Source organism: Pannonibacter sp. (genome assembly GCF_051860505.1).
In the GTDB taxonomy this organism is placed as follows: Bacteria; Pseudomonadota; Alphaproteobacteria; order Rhizobiales; family Stappiaceae; genus Pannonibacter.
The window spans coordinates 220370-236289 of sequence record NZ_JBHYDX010000003.1; the positions used below are offsets into that span (position 1 = coordinate 220370).

Annotated in this window: 15 protein-coding genes; 9 read left to right on the forward strand and 6 right to left on the reverse strand. The window is 63.9% G+C overall.

The window, feature by feature from the left end; genetic code table 11:
• Nucleotides 1–190 precede the first annotated feature (190 nt).
• From ACTIFE_RS03635 to ACTIFE_RS03670, 8 genes are all read left to right on the forward strand, one after another.
• Nucleotides 191–715, forward strand: coding sequence for a DUF721 domain-containing protein (locus ACTIFE_RS03635; protein WP_439527800.1), 525 nt, complete (start codon nt 191–193; stop codon nt 713–715).
• A 158-nt stretch (nt 716–873) separates the two neighbouring features.
• The gene (locus ACTIFE_RS03640; protein WP_439527801.1) at nt 874–1515 is read left to right on the forward strand and encodes a DsbA family protein; all 642 of its coding nucleotides are present in this window, start codon (nt 874–876) and stop codon (nt 1513–1515) included.
• A gap of 66 nt (nt 1516–1581) precedes the next feature.
• Nucleotides 1582–5037 carry a chromosome segregation protein SMC gene (smc, locus tag ACTIFE_RS03645; protein WP_439527802.1) on the forward strand — a complete coding sequence of 1152 codons (3456 nt, stop codon included), beginning with the start codon at nt 1582–1584 and terminating at the stop codon, nt 5035–5037.
• Between the two features lie 203 nt (nt 5038–5240).
• The gene (locus tag ACTIFE_RS03650) at nt 5241–5663 is read left to right on the forward strand and encodes an AtpZ/AtpI family protein (RefSeq protein WP_439527803.1); all 423 of its coding nucleotides are present in this window, start codon (nt 5241–5243) and stop codon (nt 5661–5663) included.
• 77 nt (nt 5664–5740) lie between these two features.
• The gene (locus tag ACTIFE_RS03655) at nt 5741–6490 is read left to right on the forward strand and encodes a F0F1 ATP synthase subunit A (RefSeq protein WP_439527804.1); all 750 of its coding nucleotides are present in this window, start codon (nt 5741–5743) and stop codon (nt 6488–6490) included.
• Between the two features lie 67 nt (nt 6491–6557).
• On the forward strand, nt 6558–6785 hold the full coding sequence (locus ACTIFE_RS03660) for a F0F1 ATP synthase subunit C (RefSeq protein WP_439527805.1): 228 nt from the start codon (nt 6558–6560) through the stop codon (nt 6783–6785).
• Between the two features lie 81 nt (nt 6786–6866).
• On the forward strand, nt 6867–7421 hold the full coding sequence (locus ACTIFE_RS03665; protein ID WP_439527806.1) for a F0F1 ATP synthase subunit B: 555 nt from the start codon (nt 6867–6869) through the stop codon (nt 7419–7421).
• Nucleotides 7422–7437: 16 nt separating this feature from the next.
• A complete protein-coding gene (locus ACTIFE_RS03670; RefSeq protein WP_439527822.1) occupies nt 7438–7917 on the forward strand; it encodes a F0F1 ATP synthase subunit B family protein in 480 nt (159 codons plus the stop codon).
• A gap of 77 nt (nt 7918–7994) precedes the next feature.
• On the opposite strand, the gene ACTIFE_RS03675 is transcribed toward ACTIFE_RS03670, so the two are convergent.
• The 5 genes from ACTIFE_RS03675 to ACTIFE_RS03695 form a co-directional block, all read right to left on the reverse strand.
• A complete protein-coding gene (locus ACTIFE_RS03675; protein WP_439527807.1) occupies nt 7995–8645 on the reverse strand; it encodes a ribonuclease HII in 651 nt (216 codons plus the stop codon).
• Nucleotides 8646–9028: 383 nt separating this feature from the next.
• The gene (locus ACTIFE_RS03680; protein ID WP_439527808.1) at nt 9029–11332 is read right to left on the reverse strand and encodes an NADP-dependent malic enzyme; all 2304 of its coding nucleotides are present in this window, start codon (nt 11330–11332) and stop codon (nt 9029–9031) included.
• Nucleotides 11333–11475: 143 nt separating this feature from the next.
• Entirely contained in the window at nt 11476–12156 is a 681-nt protein-coding gene (locus tag ACTIFE_RS03685; protein WP_439527809.1) for a ceramidase domain-containing protein, read from the reverse strand.
• Between the two features lie 132 nt (nt 12157–12288).
• Nucleotides 12289–12969: a ceramidase domain-containing protein gene (locus ACTIFE_RS03690; protein ID WP_439527810.1), complete on the reverse strand. Its 681-nt coding sequence runs from the start codon at nt 12967–12969 to the stop codon at nt 12289–12291.
• A gap of 279 nt (nt 12970–13248) precedes the next feature.
• A complete protein-coding gene (locus ACTIFE_RS03695; protein ID WP_439527811.1) occupies nt 13249–14472 on the reverse strand; it encodes a PLP-dependent aminotransferase family protein in 1224 nt (407 codons plus the stop codon).
• A gap of 259 nt (nt 14473–14731) precedes the next feature.
• Between ACTIFE_RS03695 and moaB the strand changes: the two genes are divergently transcribed.
• Nucleotides 14732–15289 carry a molybdenum cofactor biosynthesis protein B gene (moaB, locus tag ACTIFE_RS03700; protein WP_439527812.1) on the forward strand — a complete coding sequence of 186 codons (558 nt, stop codon included), beginning with the start codon at nt 14732–14734 and terminating at the stop codon, nt 15287–15289.
• Between the two features lie 208 nt (nt 15290–15497).
• Here moaB and ACTIFE_RS03705 read toward each other — a convergent pair.
• Nucleotides 15498–15920, reverse strand: a 423-nt coding sequence (locus tag ACTIFE_RS03705; protein ID WP_439527813.1) for a transposase, incomplete at its 5' end; no start/stop codon positions are given.

The window sequence follows — 15920 nt, forward strand, 5'->3', positions numbered from 1 at the left end:
TGCCTCGCGAAATCAAGCAATCCGCATGTTGTCCTCGGGACAGGCTGGGGATAAACCCGCTTCAGCCTGTGGATGCAGCGCGCCGCTCAATGCCGTCTTGATTTTGTCCTAAAGGCCCGTGACCCTTGGGTCAGGCATGACAGGATGCCGGGGCCGGCGCCGCGGGTGAGTGCGGCAGCGGATGGTGACGATGAGTTGGGACAGCAAGGGGCCCGCACGCGGTGGTTCCAGACCGCTCGCGGACCTGATCGGCAAGGCGATGCAACCGGCCTTCCGCAAGCGTGGCTTTGCCACGGCGGATCTGGTTGCGTCCTGGCCGGACATTGTCGGGGAACGCTATGGCGAGCGGGTCAGGCCCGAGCGACTTCTCTGGCCGCGTCCTGTCGATCGGGACGGCGAGACCGTGACGGATTCGGCGACGCTGGTGGTCAACACCGATGGCGCAACGGCCCTGCTTCTGACCCACGAGATGCCGCAAATCCTCGCCCGCATCAACGGCTACTTCGGCTGGGCAGCCGTCGGCCGGATCCGCATCGTTCAAAAACCCGTGAGCGTTCCAGTGCGCAAACGCCGGCCTCAGGTGCGCGACCTGACCGAGGCCGAGCAGCGCGAGCTTGATGCCCGTCTTGAGGGCGTCGAACATGAGGGCCTGCGCAAAGCCTTGGAAAAACTCGGATCGCAGGTGATCGCCCGCAACCGGACGTCAAGCAACTGAGGCGATAGCGCTCTGCGCTCGCCGGAGCGGCTGGCTTTCACCGCGCACGACATTCACCTTCCTACTGCCGCCACAATTGCCCTGTTCGGTTGACGGGTTCGCGACAAGCGGGCACACAGCACAGCAGATCTTCATCTTGGCAAGGCAGGACCACGCCCGTGAATTTGACCCGCAGAAAGCTTCTGGCCAGCACCATGGCCCTCGGACTTGGCTCCGCGCTGACGACCGCCTTCCCGCTTGTCGCCCTGGCCGAGACTGTTGACGTCGCCAAGCTGATGGAGGCCTCGCCGCTGGGCGAGAAGTTCATCGGCAACGAAGATGCGCCGGTGACCATCATCGAATACGCTTCGCTGACCTGTGGCCACTGCGCTAATTTCCACAAGGGTGTCCTTCCGGAAATCAAGAAACAGTACATTGACACCGGGAAGGCCCGCATGATCTTCCGCGAGTTCCCGCTTGATCCGGTTGCCGCCGCAGGGTTCATGCTCGCCCGCTGCGCCCCGGAAGACAAATATTTCGACGTGATGGACGCCCTCTTCGCCGACCAGCGCGCCTGGGCCTTCACCAATGATCCCTACAACGCGATGCTGAACTTCTCCAAGCAGCTCGGATTCACACAGGAGTCCTTCGAAGCCTGCTTGACAAACCAGTCCCTGCTGGACGGAGTCAACGCAGTGCGCGACAAGGCTGGCAACGAGTTCAAGGTGGACTCCACGCCGACGTTCTTCATCAACGGTGAAAAAGCAACCGGAGCTCTCAGTTTTGAGGAAATGTCGAAGATCATCGACAAATACCTCTGAGTGCCTTGACCGGCGGGCCTGTGCCCGCCGGATCGTCCCCGCCTGGCTTCAGCGGGAGGGGCAGCTGTGAAATTCACCAAGTTGCGCGTCGTCGGCTTCAAGTCCTTTGTCGAGCCGATGGAATTCGTCATCGGTGACGGGCTCACCGGTGTCGTCGGGCCCAACGGCTGCGGCAAGTCCAATCTCGTCGAGGCCCTGCGCTGGGTCATGGGAGAGAACTCCTACAAGAACATGCGTGCGTCCGGCATGGACGACGTCATCTTCTCCGGCTCGCTCAACCGCCCCGCCCGCAATACGGCGGAAGTCACGCTCTTCCTGGAAAACAGCGAACGACGTGCTCCTGCCGGGTTCAATGATGCCGATCTTCTGGAAGTCAGCCGCCGCATCGAGCGCGAGGCCGGCTCGGTCTATCGCATCAATGCCAAGGATGTGCGTGCCCGCGACGTCCAGCTGCTCTTTGCTGATGCCTCGACGGGTGCCCGCTCTCCGGCCATGGTGCGCCAGGGCCAGATCGGTGAGTTGATCTCCGCCAAGCCGACCTCGCGGCGCCAGATCCTGGAAGAGGCCGCCGGCATTTCCGGTCTGCACAGCCGCCGCAACGAGGCCGAGATCCGGCTGCGCGCGGCCGAGCAGAACCTGGAACGCCTCGAGGATGTGCTGGTCCAGATCGATGCACAGATCGACAACCTGCGCCGTCAGTCACGCCAGGCTGCCCGTTACCGGAATCTGTCGTCCGAAATCCGTGCGGCCGAAGCGGGGATCCTGTTCCTGCGCGTGACTGAAGCCCGCGCCGGTCTCGAGGAGGCCGAACGGCTTTATTCCGCCGGCCGGGCCGAAGTGGTGAAGGCGGCTGAAGCCCAGACGGAGGCGGCCAAGACGCAAGCCATCGCCGCGCATCGCCTGCCCGAGATCCGCGATACGGCGGCCAGGGCCGGCGCGGCGCTGCAGCGGCTGGTCATTGCCCGCAATGAACTCGACGCCGAGGACCGCCGCGTGCGCGAGAGGCTCGTCGATCTCGATCGCCGTCTCGGACAGCTCGTTGGCGACATCGCCCGCGAAGAGCAGCTTGTTGCCGAGAATGACGAGGTGCTGGAGCGCCTTGCCGAGGAACGGGCCGAACTGGTCGAGGAAAACGAAACCGCGATGGAACGGGCGGAGCTTGCCGCGGAACGGGTCGCGAGTGCGAGCGAAGCGGTCGTAGTGCTGGAAGACAAGCTGACCGTGGCCACCCGCGCCGCAGCGGAACTGGCCGCCCAGCGGCAGCAGTTCCAGCGCAGCGCCGAAGAAACCCGCCAGCGTGCGGAGCGCCTTGGCTCGCAAGCCGCCGATGCCGCACGTGTCCGCGAGGCCCTGCGCGCCGAAATGGATGCCGCCGATGGGGTGGCGGAGTGCTCCGAGAAACTGGAGGAGGCCGAGGCCGCTGTCATGGCCGCCGAGGAGGCGGCCGAAATTGCCGAATTGCGGACGGCCTCTGCGCGTGAGGCCGAACAGAATGCCCGCGTTCCGCTTGCCGAGGCCGAACGGTTGCAGTCGCGGCTTGAGACCGAAGCCCGCACACTCGAAAGCGTGCTGTCAACCTTCGCCGGGGCCTTTACCCCAGTTGTCGATGCGCTGACGGTGGAGCCCGGTCTCGAAACCGCGCTGGGCGCCGCGCTCGGCGATGACCTTGAAGCCTCGCTGGATGCTTCCGCCCCCGTGCGCTGGACCGGAGCGGCCATCGCAGCGGGTGATCCAGCCCTGCCGGATGGAACGGTGGCCTTGTCCCGCCACGTGGAGGCCCCTGCAGCGCTGGCGCGCCGGCTGGCCCAGATCGGCCTCGTGGATGCGGCCAGCGGTGCCGATCTGGCTCACGGCCTGAAACCCGGTCAGCGGCTGGTGACCCGTGAAGGGCATTTGTGGCGCTGGGACGGGCTGCAGGTGGCTGCCGATGCGCCGACACCGGCCGCACAGCGCCTCGCCCAGAAGAACCGCCTTGCAGCGCTCGGTGAAGACATCCGTGTCGCCCGCGACAAGACCGCTGCTGCCCGCAGCACGCTGGAAAATGCCGGGCGCCTTGTCCGCCAGGCGGGTGACGCCGAGCAGGAGGCGCGCCAGCGCTTGCGGGACCGGCAGCGCGCCGCCGCCGAAGCCCGTGAAACGCTGCTGGCCGCAGAGCGTGCCGTCTCGCAGCTTGCCCTGCGCCTGCAGGGGGCTGAGGATCTGGCCCGCCGTCTTGCCGAAGAGGCCGAGGAGGCACGCGAGCGCCATGCCGAGGCGGTCGAGCGGCTGGAACTGCTGCCCGATGCCGACGAGCACATCGAGACGATCCAGTCGCTTCAGGGGGAGATTGCCTCAGCCCGTGCAGCGCTTTCCGAGGCCCGTGTTCTGGCCGACGGTCTGGCACGCGAAAAGCAGCTGCGTGACCGCCGTCTGGAGGCCATCGCCCGCGAAACGGAAAGCTGGAAGTCCCGCGCCCGCAATGCCGCCAGCCAGATCGAGACCCTGCGCCAGCGCCGCGAGGAGGCCGAGGAGGAACGGCAGGAACTGATCGAGGCCCCGGAAGACATCGAACTGCGCCGCCGCGAGGTCCTGACCGCCTTGTCCAAGGCCGAGGAGGTGCGCCGCGCCGCCGATGACGAGTTGCTGCGTGCCGAATCGGCTCAGGCCGGTGTTGACCGGCTGGCGCGCGAGGCGCAGGACGCGCTGGCCAGGGCGCGTGAGGCGCATATCCGGGCCGAAGAGCGCCTCGAGGCGGCGCGCCAGCGGGTCCAGGAAATTGTTGCCCGCATTGACGAAGCGCTCGGGGTGCCGCTCGACCAGTTGCCCGGCCTGGCCGGAATGGCGGACGGCGCGCCGCTGCCTGATCTCGAGGCCCTTGAGCGCAAACTGGACCGGCTGAAAGCCGAACGCGAGCGCCTTGGCGGCGTCAACCTGCGCGCTGAGGATGAACTGACCGAGATCGATGGTCAGCGCTCCACCCTTGCCGGCGAACGGGATGATCTGGTCGAGGCGATCCGGCGCTTGCGCACCGGCATTTCCAACATCAACCGCGAGGCACGCGAGCGGCTGCTGGCGTCCTTCGAGGTGGTCAACGGCCACTTCCAGCGCCTGTTCACCCACTTGTTTGGCGGCGGCACGGCTGAACTGCAGCTTGTCGACAGTGACGATCCGCTGGACGCCGGGCTGGAAATCGTCGCGCGCCCCCCGGGCAAAAAGCCGCAGACGATGACGCTGCTGTCCGGCGGCGAGCAGGCCCTGACCGCGATGGCGCTGATCTTTGCCGTGTTCCTGACCAACCCGGCCCCGATCTGCGTGCTGGATGAAGTCGATGCGCCGCTGGATGACGCCAACGTGGAGCGCTACTGCGACCTTCTGGACGAGATGGCCCGGCGTACCGAAACGCGCTTTGTCGTCATCACCCATAACCCGATCACCATGGCCCGGATGAACCGGCTGTTCGGCGTCACGATGGCCGAGCGCGGCGTGTCGCAGCTGGTCTCCGTGGACCTGGAAACCGCGGAACGATTCCGCGATGCGGTATAACACGTGCTCACGGCGGGAAATCCGTCGGCAATCTCCCTGTGCCAGCGCATGTCCATGCCGGTCACAATTGCCAAATCTTTCAGAATTTCAGATGTTTAGATAAAATCTCGGTGTTCTTGACAGGCTGCCGGGTGCCGACTATTGTGCGCGCGGCTTGAGGGGGCTCGGGAGCCGTCGAAACCAGGGCTGGATATGGGGCACGTATGAACCAGTCGTCACAGCCGGGTGGAGACAATGGCTCCGGACGGGATCCTTCTGAGGCCGACCTGTCTGCGCGACGGGACAAGCTGACCCAGAAGCTCGATGAGCATCGCCGCAGCGAACAACGCGCTGAGGCCAGGCAGTCGAGCAGCACGGGGGCCGGGATTGCCCAGGCTATGAAACTCTCATCGGAGTTCATAGCGGGTATCGCGGTCGGTGCGATGATGGGCTGGCTGCTGGATCACTGGGTCGGGACGTCACCATTCGGGTTGATCGTCTTTCTTCTCCTGGGATTCGTTGCTGGTGTGCTGAATGTGCTGCGCTCGGCCGGAGTGGTCGCGGAGCAGAGACGGCCTGGCCAGCGTGTCGACGTGCAGAAAAAAGGCGAAAGCCGTGGGTTTGGTCCGGATTCGGGCGACAAGTGACTTGACGCGTTCACAGCGCGATGATTATGAGCGCGCGCAGACAGTGCTCATGAACGATTAACGGCGAAGGTAGACCGGTGGCGAACGATCCGATCCATCAGTTCCACATCAAGACTCTCGTGCCAATCGAAGTCGGTGGTGTAGACCTGTCTTTCACCAATGCGTCCTTGTTCATGGTGCTGACGGTCGTTACGGCCTCGGTATTCCTGATTTTCTCATCTTCCAGCCGCGGCCTGATCCCGAGCCGCTGGCAGTCGATGTCGGAACTCAGCTATGAGTTCGTGGCGGGCATGCTCCGGACCGGTGCCGGTAACGAGGGCATGCGCTTCTTCCCGATGGTGTTCTCGCTGTTCATGTTCGTTCTGATCGCGAACCTGCTCGGCATGTTCCCCTACTTCTACACGATCACCAGTCAGATCATCGTGACCTTCGCGCTTGCGATGCTGGTCATTCTGACGGTAACGATCTACGGCTTTGCGAAGCACGGGCTGCATTTCCTGCATCTCTTCGTGCCGGCTGGCGTGCCTTCCGCGCTTGTGCCGATCGTTGCGCCGATCGAAATCATCTCTTTCCTGTCTCGCCCGATCAGCCTTTCCGTTCGTCTGTTTGCGAACATGCTGGCTGGTCACATCACCCTGAAGGTGTTTGCCGGGTTCGTAGTCACGCTCAGTGCTGCGGGTACGGCCGGAATCTTCGGTGCCGTCCTTCCTCTCGGAATGACGGTGGCGTTGACGGCGTTGGAATTCCTCGTCGCTTTCCTGCAGGCCTACGTGTTCACGCTGCTCACCTGCATGTATCTCAACGACGCGCTCCACCCGTCCCACTAAGCTCACCCGATCACGTGGCCGCAGGCCGCATGAGCAAGCTGACAACAGTCAACTAGGAGTATTTGTCATGGAAGCAGAAGCCGCAAAGTTCATTGCAGCTGGTATCGCAGCTCTGGGCATGGGCCTCGTGGCCCTCGCTCTCGGCAACATCTTCTCGAACTACCTGTCGGGCGCACTGCGCAACCCGTCGGCAGCTGATGGCCAGTTTGGCCGCCTGGTGTTCGGCTTCGCCGTTACCGAAGCTCTGGGCATCTTCTGCTTGCTGATCGCCCTGCTGCTCCTGTTCGCAGTCTGATCCTTCGCCCGCTGGCGATTTGGAAACAGAACGATCGACGGCGGCGCAATCGCGCCGCCGATTCGATAATTGGAGGCGATAATGGCAGGACAAGCCCAAAATACCGCGGGAACCCATGTCGTGGATATTCCCGCCGCAGAGCATGGGGCCGGTTTTCCGCCGTTCGATCCGACCCATTTTGTCTCGCAGCTGTTCTGGCTGTTGATCTCTTTCGTGGTCTTCTACTGGATCATGAAGAACGTGGCCCTGCCGCGTATCGCCGGTATCCTTGAGGATCGGCGGGATCGGATTGCCGGAGACCTCGCGGAAGCCGACAGGCTGAAGCGGGAGACCGACGAGGCTATCGCTGCGTACGAGCAGGCTCTCGCTGAAGCGCGTGGCCGCGCTCGCTCGATTGCGAATGACACGCGCGACAAGCTGAAAGCCGAAACCACAGCCACGCGCGAGCAGGCTGAGGCGGGGATTGCAGCCAAGATCGCCGATGCCGAAGCCCGGATCGGTGGCATCAAGGCTGCCGCTCTGGTGCAGGTCGGAGACATCGCAGTGGAGACTTCGACGGCTCTCGTTGAAGCGCTGATCGGCGTCACGCCGGCCCGTTCCGAAGTGGAACTCGCCGTCAAGAACATCAACGGCTGAGGGGACACGGACCATGATGGATGCATCCTTCTGGGCACTTGTCGCCCTCATCCTGTTCTTCGCGCTGCTCTACAAGCTCGACATTCACACCAAGATCGGCGCCGCACTCGACAAGCGTGCGAATGACATCCGCCGCGAACTCGAGGAAGCCCGCAAGCTTCGCGAGGAAGCACAGGCATTGATGTCCGAATATCAGCGCCGTCGGCATGAAGCCGAAGCCGAAGCCGAGGCGATTGTCGCCGAAGCCCGCGCCGAGGCCGAGCAACTGACTGTTGAAACCACGCGTGCGCTCGAGGAAATGATCGCACGTCGCAGCAAGATTGCTGAAGACAAGATCAGCCAGGCCGAAATCCAGGCAATCGCAGAGGTCAAGGCCAAGGCTGCCGATCTCGCTGTCGCGGCTGCCGAAACGCTGCTCAAGGCCAATGTGTCGGACAAGATTTCCGGCGCGCTGCTTGCCAAGAGCATCGAACAGGTCAAGTCGGGTCTCAACTGAGACAACTGGCGACCCAGTCTGAAAAAGCGGCCCTCGTGGCCGCTTTTTTGTTTTCTGGGGGGCAGGGTCAGTCGCTCTCAGCGCGCGTCCAGCAGCGCAGCAATCGGCTTGAACGACCTGCGATGCAGCGGGCAGGGGCCGAGCAGCGTGAGCGCCGCCATATGCGCCGGCACGCCATAGCCCTTGTGCACGGCAAAGCCAAAGCCGGGATAGTCCGCATCGGCTGTGACCATCATCCTGTCCCGGACCACCTTGGCAATGATGGAGGCCGCGGCCACCGCAAGACAGCGGGCGTCGCCCTTGACCAGCGCTTGCCCGTCGATCCCGAGCCCCGGCGGCACATCGCGCCCGTCGACCACCACATGTCGCGGCTGCAGGGCCAAGCCCTGCACAGAGCGCCGCATCGCCTGAAGCGTTGCTGCCCGGATGTTGATCTGGTCGATTGTCGCTGCGGATGCGCCGGCAAAGCTCACCCAGGCACTGGCGCAGATCTCTTCGAACAGCGCTTCACGTTTTGCCTCGGTCAGCTTCTTGGAATCATTCAGCCCGTCCGGCAATCGCGCATAGTCGAGGATTACGGCCGCCGTCACCACAGGCCCGGCCCATGGCCCGCGCCCGGCCTCGTCCACGCCGGCCAGACGCCCGTCCAGCTTCTCCGCCATCCGCGCCTCGGCCCTGGCATCGAGTGCATCGCCAAAGGGGAGGTCAAACAGACCTGGGGTTTTCATGCAATGGTTTCCGAAAGGCTGTTTGCGGCAGCGAGGAGCTAAAATGCGGCAAAGCGAAAGCGAGGCCGGACGGCTGGCTGTGTATTCGCGCAGTTCAGACAGCGAAGTCACGTACCTTGCAGACTTTGCGCAAGGGAGGTCGGCCGCAGCGCCTCCGCTCCCCTCCCCCTCGTGGGGAGGGGTTTGGGGGTGGGGGGAGCGGACTAAAATCCAGGTCACTTACGTTCATGACCAGGCCTAATTCAAACGCCTAGTGATGTGACGGCCTTCCGTGCCCCCCACCCTTCCCCACCAAGGGGAGGGGGGCTGAGAGGCCTCGAAAACCGTCTGCCTGCAAATGCGTTAGCCCTCCAAAGAGTGGGAGGGGGGCTGAGAGGCCTGCGTCACTCCACCTCGGCCTGCGTCTTCTTCTGCGCTTCCACCACGGCCAGCGCTGACATGTTGACCACGCCGCGTGAGGTCACGGACGGCGTCAGGATATGCGCCGGCTTGGCGGTACCAAGCAGGATCGGCCCCACATGCAGCGCGTCGGTTGCGACCTTCAAGAGGTTGAGGGCGATGTTGGCCGCGTCCAGCCCCGGGAATACCAGCAGGTTCGCTTCGCCTTTCAGGCGGCTGTTTGGCATCACGCGCTGGCGCAGGGCGGCTGACAAAGCCGAATCGCCATGCATTTCGCCGTCCACCTCCAGATCCGGACAGCGCGTCCAAAGGATCTCGAGCGCCGCGCGCATCTTTTCGCCCGACCCGAGTTCCCGCGATCCGAAGTTCGATGCTGCCAGCAGCGCCACCTTCGGCTCGATACCAAAGCGGCGGATTTCCTCGGCCGCCAGCGTCGCCATCTCGGCTATTTCCTTTGCGCAAGGATCCGTGGTGACAAAGGTATCGGTCAGGAACAGTGCACCTCGGTCATTGATCAGCAGCGACAGGGCGGACAGGTCGGCGACCCCCTCGCGTACGCCAATAATCTGCCGGATGTCGCGCAGGTGCCGGATGTAGCGCCCTTCCAGGCCACAGATCGTGGCATCTGCCTCGCCGCGTCGCACCGCCAGCGCCGCGATGACGGTGGAGTTGGTGCGGACGATGGTGCGCGCTGCATCATGCGGCACGCCCTTGCGGCCGACACAGGCGAAATATTCCTCGACATAGTCGCGGTAGCGCGGATCATCCTGCGGGTTGACGAATTCGAAGTCGACGCCAGGCCTGATTTTCAGGCCGAAGCGCTCGCAGCGGGCGTTCAGCACGTCCGGGCGTCCGACCAGGATCGGCACGGCCACCTTGTCCTCGATCAGCACCTGCGCGGCCCGGAGCACCCGTTCGTCTTCGCCTTCGGCATAGATGATGCGCTTGGGCTCACGCATGGCGGCCTGGATGATCGGCTTCATGACGAGGCCGGAGCGAAACACGAAGCGGTTCAGCACATCCTGATAAGCTTCGAAATCCGCGATCGGCCGCGTCGCCACGCCGGTTTCCATGGCCGCACGGGCGACTGCCGGTGCGATGCGCAGGATCAGGCGCTGGTCGAAGGGCGAGGGGATCAGATACTTCGGCCCGAAATTCTCGCTTGCCCCGCCATAGGCCCGTGCGGCGACGTCCGAGGGCTCTTCCTTGGCAAGGCCGGCGATGGCCGCCACGGCGGCGTGTTTCATCTCCTCGTTGATCGTCGTTGCGCCCACGTCCAGCGCGCCGCGGAAGATGTAGGGGAAGCAGAGAACGTTGTTCACCTGGTTCGGGTAGTCCGAGCGTCCGGTGCACATCATCACGTCGTCGCGGACGCTGAGTGCGTCCTCGGGCAGGATCTCCGGATTGGGGTTGGCAAGCGCCAGGATCAGCGGTCGCGGCGCCATTCTGGCCACCATCTCCGGCTTCAGCACGCCGGCAGCCGACAGGCCGAGGAACACATCCGCGCCTTCGATGATCTCGCCGAGCGTGCGCTTGTCGGTCTTCTGGGCATAGATCGATTTCCACGGGTCCATCAGGACCTCGCGGCCTTCATAGACCACGCCCTCGATATCCGAGATCCATACATTCTCGCGTTTCACGCCAAGCGAGACGAGCAGGTTGAGGCAGGCGAGCGCAGCCGCGCCCGCGCCGGACGCCACCACCTTGACGGTGCCGATCGGCTTGCCGGCCAGCTCCAGCGCGTTCTTGACTGCCGCACCGACGATGATCGCCGTGCCATGCTGGTCATCGTGGAACACCGGGATCTTCATCCGCTCGCGCAGCTTGGCCTCGATCTGGAAGCACTCGGGCGCCTTGATGTCTTCCAGATTGATGCCGCCGAAGGTCGGCTCCAGCGCCGCGACCGCATCGACGAAGCGGTCGACGTCCAGTTCATCCACCTCGATGTCGAACACGTCGATGCCGGCGAATTTCTTGAACAGGACGGCCTTGCCCTCCATCACCGGCTTGGAGGCCAGCGGGCCAATGGCACCAAGGCCCAGCACCGCCGTGCCGTTCGAAATCACGCCGACCAGGTTGGCGCGGGAGGTGTAGAGCGCAGCCGTCGACGGGTCGCGGGCGATTTCGAGGCAGGGAGCAGCGACACCCGGCGAATAGGCCAGCGCCAGGTCGCGCTGGTTGCCCAGCGGCTTGGTCGGCTTGATCTCCAGCTTGCCCGGACGCGGATGGGAGTGGAAATAGAGTGCGGCCTCGGTGAGGTCGGATCCGGCCTTCTTGGTATCGCTCATGGTGCCTCTCGCTGCGGCAGGTCCGCCCTGCCTGAATATCACCCGCAAGCCATGGCGTGACGGCATCGCGGGAGCAATCCTTTAGACCTTAGACCAGCCGCTTCGCAAACGGAACCTCAGGAAAGGGCATGAACCGGTCTGTCCTAAGCCGTTGCAGCGCCATGTGTCTTGCCGGCGGCTTCTGCTGGCGCCGCCCGCATGTACAGCCACATCAGCAGGAACAGGACGCCGGCGTTGCACACGTGCCAGAGGAAATGCGTGCCGAAGGGCAGGGCACCGCAGACGGGGCCGTCCAGCGTGCGGAAGGTCAGCGACAGGGTGAACAGCGCACCGGTCGCAACAAGGCCGAGCGCCGTGTCCCGGCTGCGCCGAAAACACAGCGCTCCGACCACGAAAATCGCCGCCAGCGCAGGAAGATCGTTGGACGATGGGCCCAAGAACGGTTCGGCCAGCAAGGCGACCAAGGGTGAGATGACTGTAAACAAGATCATCGTGCCGATGGCGGTGCCAAACGGAGCGCCGAGAAACCGGATCAGCGCCAACATCATATACATCTGCGTGAACGTGGTAGCGGGGATCATATCCGCCTTCATCGACCATCTGTTCGCAAAGGTGTGAAACAGGAAGGATCCGATTCCGATTCCGGCAATAAGTAAGATCAATGAAAGCGCCCCATAGTCGCGATTGCGCAGGTTGAACCAGACCCGCAAGGCGACGGCTGCAGCTACGAGGAAGGCGGTGCTCGAGGCAGCATTCAGGGGCTCGGCCCAGAACGAGGCATCGAGCCGTTCACAGTAGAAATCGAGGTTTTCTGTCCAGTTCACAGTGCCTCCACCCTATCTGGTCTTTGTCGCGGCATGGTTTGTTACGCCCGTTGACGGCCTTACATGCGATGGGACGATCCGGCTTTCGCTGCGGACCATCTGAACGCCACAAAGCAGATTGGCGTGAAAATTCTAGAGGCTGGCGCGAGGCGTGCCGGTGCTGCAGTAAGTGTTGCCACAGGCCCGCATGTACAGCCACATCAGCAGGAACAGCACGCCGGCGTTGCACACGTGCCAGAGGAAATGCGTGCCGAAGGGCAGGGCACCGCAGACGGGGCCGTCCAGCGTGCGGAAGGTCAGCGACAGGGTGAACAGCGCACCGGTCGCAACAAGGCCGAGCGCCGTGTCCCGGCTGCGCCGAAAACACAGCGCTCCGACCACGAAAATCGCCGCCAGCGCCGGCAGATACCCGGCCGATGATCCGACCAGCGGCGCGGCCAGCCGGCCGATGAAGGGAGATGCGACAAGAAACAGCGCCGTCGTGCCACCGGCGACAACCGCTCCGGCACCGATGAAGCGGCGCAGGGCCAGAAACAGATAGAGGTGGATGAAGATGGCGATGGGGATCACATCCGCCAGCATCGACCAGCGGTTTGCATAGGTGTGGAACAGGAAGGATCCGATCCCGGTTGCCGTCACCACGCCGATGAGCGCCAGCGCGCTCCAGTCCTTTGGGGCCCGCTGCAGCCAGATCCGCAGCGCCAGCGCGGCCGCCACAAGAAATGCCGCATTGGTCACGGCATTGAGCGGCTCGGCCCAGAACGAGGCATCAAGCCGCTCGCAATACTGATCAAGGCTCTCGGTCCAGTTCATGCCAACGCCCTCCTGTCTGACTGTTGTCGCACCCCGTCATGACGGGCAGATGAGGGCGGGCGAGGGCCGGGACAAGCCCGGCCATACGCGGCTGTCATCTCCCGTCGTCATCCCGGGCGAGAGCGCAGCGAAGACCCGGGACCGGAGAGCCAAGGGCCTTTTGATCCTGGCTCATTGAAAATCGCCACCTCGGCTCACCGGTCCCGGCTCAAGCTGTCGCTCGTCCGGGATGACGCCCTTGGGGATGCAGCTTGTCAAATGGCCAGGAGCTATTGGCGATCAAAGCCCGGCGATGGCTTCCTGGAGCAGCTTGCCGAGGCGCGAGATGCCTTCCTCGATCTGCGCCTCGTTGGCGCAGGAGAAGCTGAGGCGCAGGGTGTTGCCGCCCGAGCCATCGGCAAAGAAGGCGCGGCCGGGCACGAAGGCGACCTTCACGCTTTCCAGCGAGCGGGCGAGAAGCGTCGCCCCGTCGAGACCTTCGGGTACGGTGACCCAGATGAACATGCCGCCATCCGGCTTCGACCAGCTGCAGCCCGCCGGCATGTGGGTGGAAAGGGAGTGCAGCATGGCATCGCGGCGGGCGCGGTAGGAGGCCTTGATTGTCGCGACCTGGGTGTCGAAATAGCGCTCGCACACATCGGCCAGCACCATCTGGTTGATGGTCGAGGTGTTGAGGTCGGCGGCCTGTTTCAACAGCACGATCTTCGAGATCACCGGTGCCGCGCCGCAGATCCAGCCGACGCGCAGTCCCGGGGCCATCGTCTTGGAGAAGGAGCCGCAGTAGAGCACGCGGGTGTCATTGATATGTCCCTTCCGGGCGATGTCCAGCGCCAGCATCGGCGGGATCGCCTCGCCGTCATAGCGCAGCGACTGGTAGGCGGCATCCTCGATGACGGCAATGTCCAGCGTGTCGGCGAGGTCGAGGATCTTCTCGCGCGTTGCCCGGTCCAGCGTCTCGCCGGTCGGGTTGGCGAAATCGGCCGAGGCATAGGCGAATTTCACGTCACCGCCAGCGTCCCTTGCCGCAGAGGCGAAGTCCTCGGGCGGGCGGTTGCCCAGCGGGATCAGCCGGTCATAACGCGGCTCATAGGCGTTGAACGCCTGCAGTGCGCCGAGATAGGTCGGCCAGTTCACAAGCGCGGTGTCGCCCGGCGACAGGAACAGCTTGCCGATATAGTCCAGCGCCTGCTGCGACCCCGAGGTGATGATGATGTTCGAAGCATCGCAAGGCACGCCAAGGCTCGCCATGTAGCCTGCCAGCCAGGTGCGCAGGGCCATATTGCCTTCGCTGACCGCATATTGCAGCGCTGTGCCGGCCGACGAACCGGTCAGGACCTTGGTGTAGGCGTCCGCAAATACTTGGGCTGGAAACAGGGCCGGGTCCGGGATGCCGCCGGCAAAGGAGATGATCTCCGGCCGGTCGAGGAGCTTCAGAAGCTCGCGGATTTCGGATGCGCGCATACGGGTCGCGCGCGTGGCGAAGATGTGCTCCCAGTTCAGCATGAGGGTTCTCGGTCCATTTATTGTTATCAGCCGCACCCGCTGTTGCGGTGGCGCCGGCCGGTAAGACAGAACCACAGGCGCAAGGATGCGTCAATATTGCTGACCTAAAAGACGCAAAAAATCCCTGGGCAGTGACTCTCGGTAATTTTCGGTCGTGCTTTGGCTCAATGCTGTCACAGGCTCTGTGCCGGTTGGCGCACTGGCGCTAGAGGCTTGGCTCGCTTATCTCTGGATCAGGATCCGCCAGGAGTGTGCCCCCATGAACCGCATTGATGAAAGCCGTCCTTTCGTTCCGCTGAACATGGCGGTGCTGACCGTGTCCGACACGCGCGATCTGGCCGGAGACCGCTCGGGCACGACGCTGGTCGAGCGTTTGACTGGCGCCGGCCATCATCTGGCCGACCGCCGCATTGTCCGCGACGAAGTGGAGGAGATTCGCGCTGTCGTTCGGGAGTGGATCGCGGCAGAGGGCGTTGATGTCATCATCTCGACCGGCGGCACGGGCTTTACCGGCCGCGATGTGACGCCCGAGGCGATCGAGCCCTTGTTCGAGAAGCGGATGGACGGCTTCTCCGAAGTGTTCCACCGCATTTCCTATGACAAGATCGGCACCTCGACGATCCAGTCCCGCGCCAGCGGCGGGGTTGCGGGGGCGACCTACATCTTCGTGCTGCCAGGATCGCCGGGTGCCTGCAAGGACGCCTGGGACGGTATCCTGAAATGGCAGCTCGATTACCGCCACATGCCCTGCAATTTCGTGGAAATCATGCCCCGCCTCGACGAACACCTGAAACGCGGCAAACTGCGCCAGGCGTGAGGGAAACGGTCAGCGGTTTCGCCGTTGGATCTGACACCCCCTCCGTTCGCCGGGCGATGCTTCCGATCATCTCCCCCCTTGAGGGCCTGTTGCGCAACAACGGCTTTGCTGGGCGCGGGAGTTTGGAACGGGGTTTTTTGCCCCTTCGCGTTGGGCGATGGGGTGTTTTGGCGGGTTGGAGGTGGGTGTTTTGTGGTTTTGGACACACCTATGGCGTGATCGCAGCCCATCGCCTGAGGTTGAAGGCGAGTGCGGCGAGCGTCACCTGAGCGGCGGCCTTGATGAGGCCGCGATAGCGGATGCGGGTCAGCTTCATCCGGTTCTTGAGCGTGGCGAAGGTGGTTTCCACCGCCGCCCGCCGGCGCGCCACAAGCCGGTTGAACTGGGCCAGACGCGGCGGCAGCTGCGGATGGTGCTTGTTCGCCCGCACCGCAATGCGCGGCTTGATGCCTCGCGCGCGCAGTTCGGCGCAGCGTGCATGGGTGTGATAGGCCGCATCGGCCAGAACGCTGGCCTCATCGCCCCGGATCAGCGCGTCGGCAGGCGTCGTGTCGTTGATGTTGGCGGGCGTCGTGACCACCGCGCGGATCAGGCCGGAGCCCTGATCAACCCCCACATGCGCCTTGTAGCC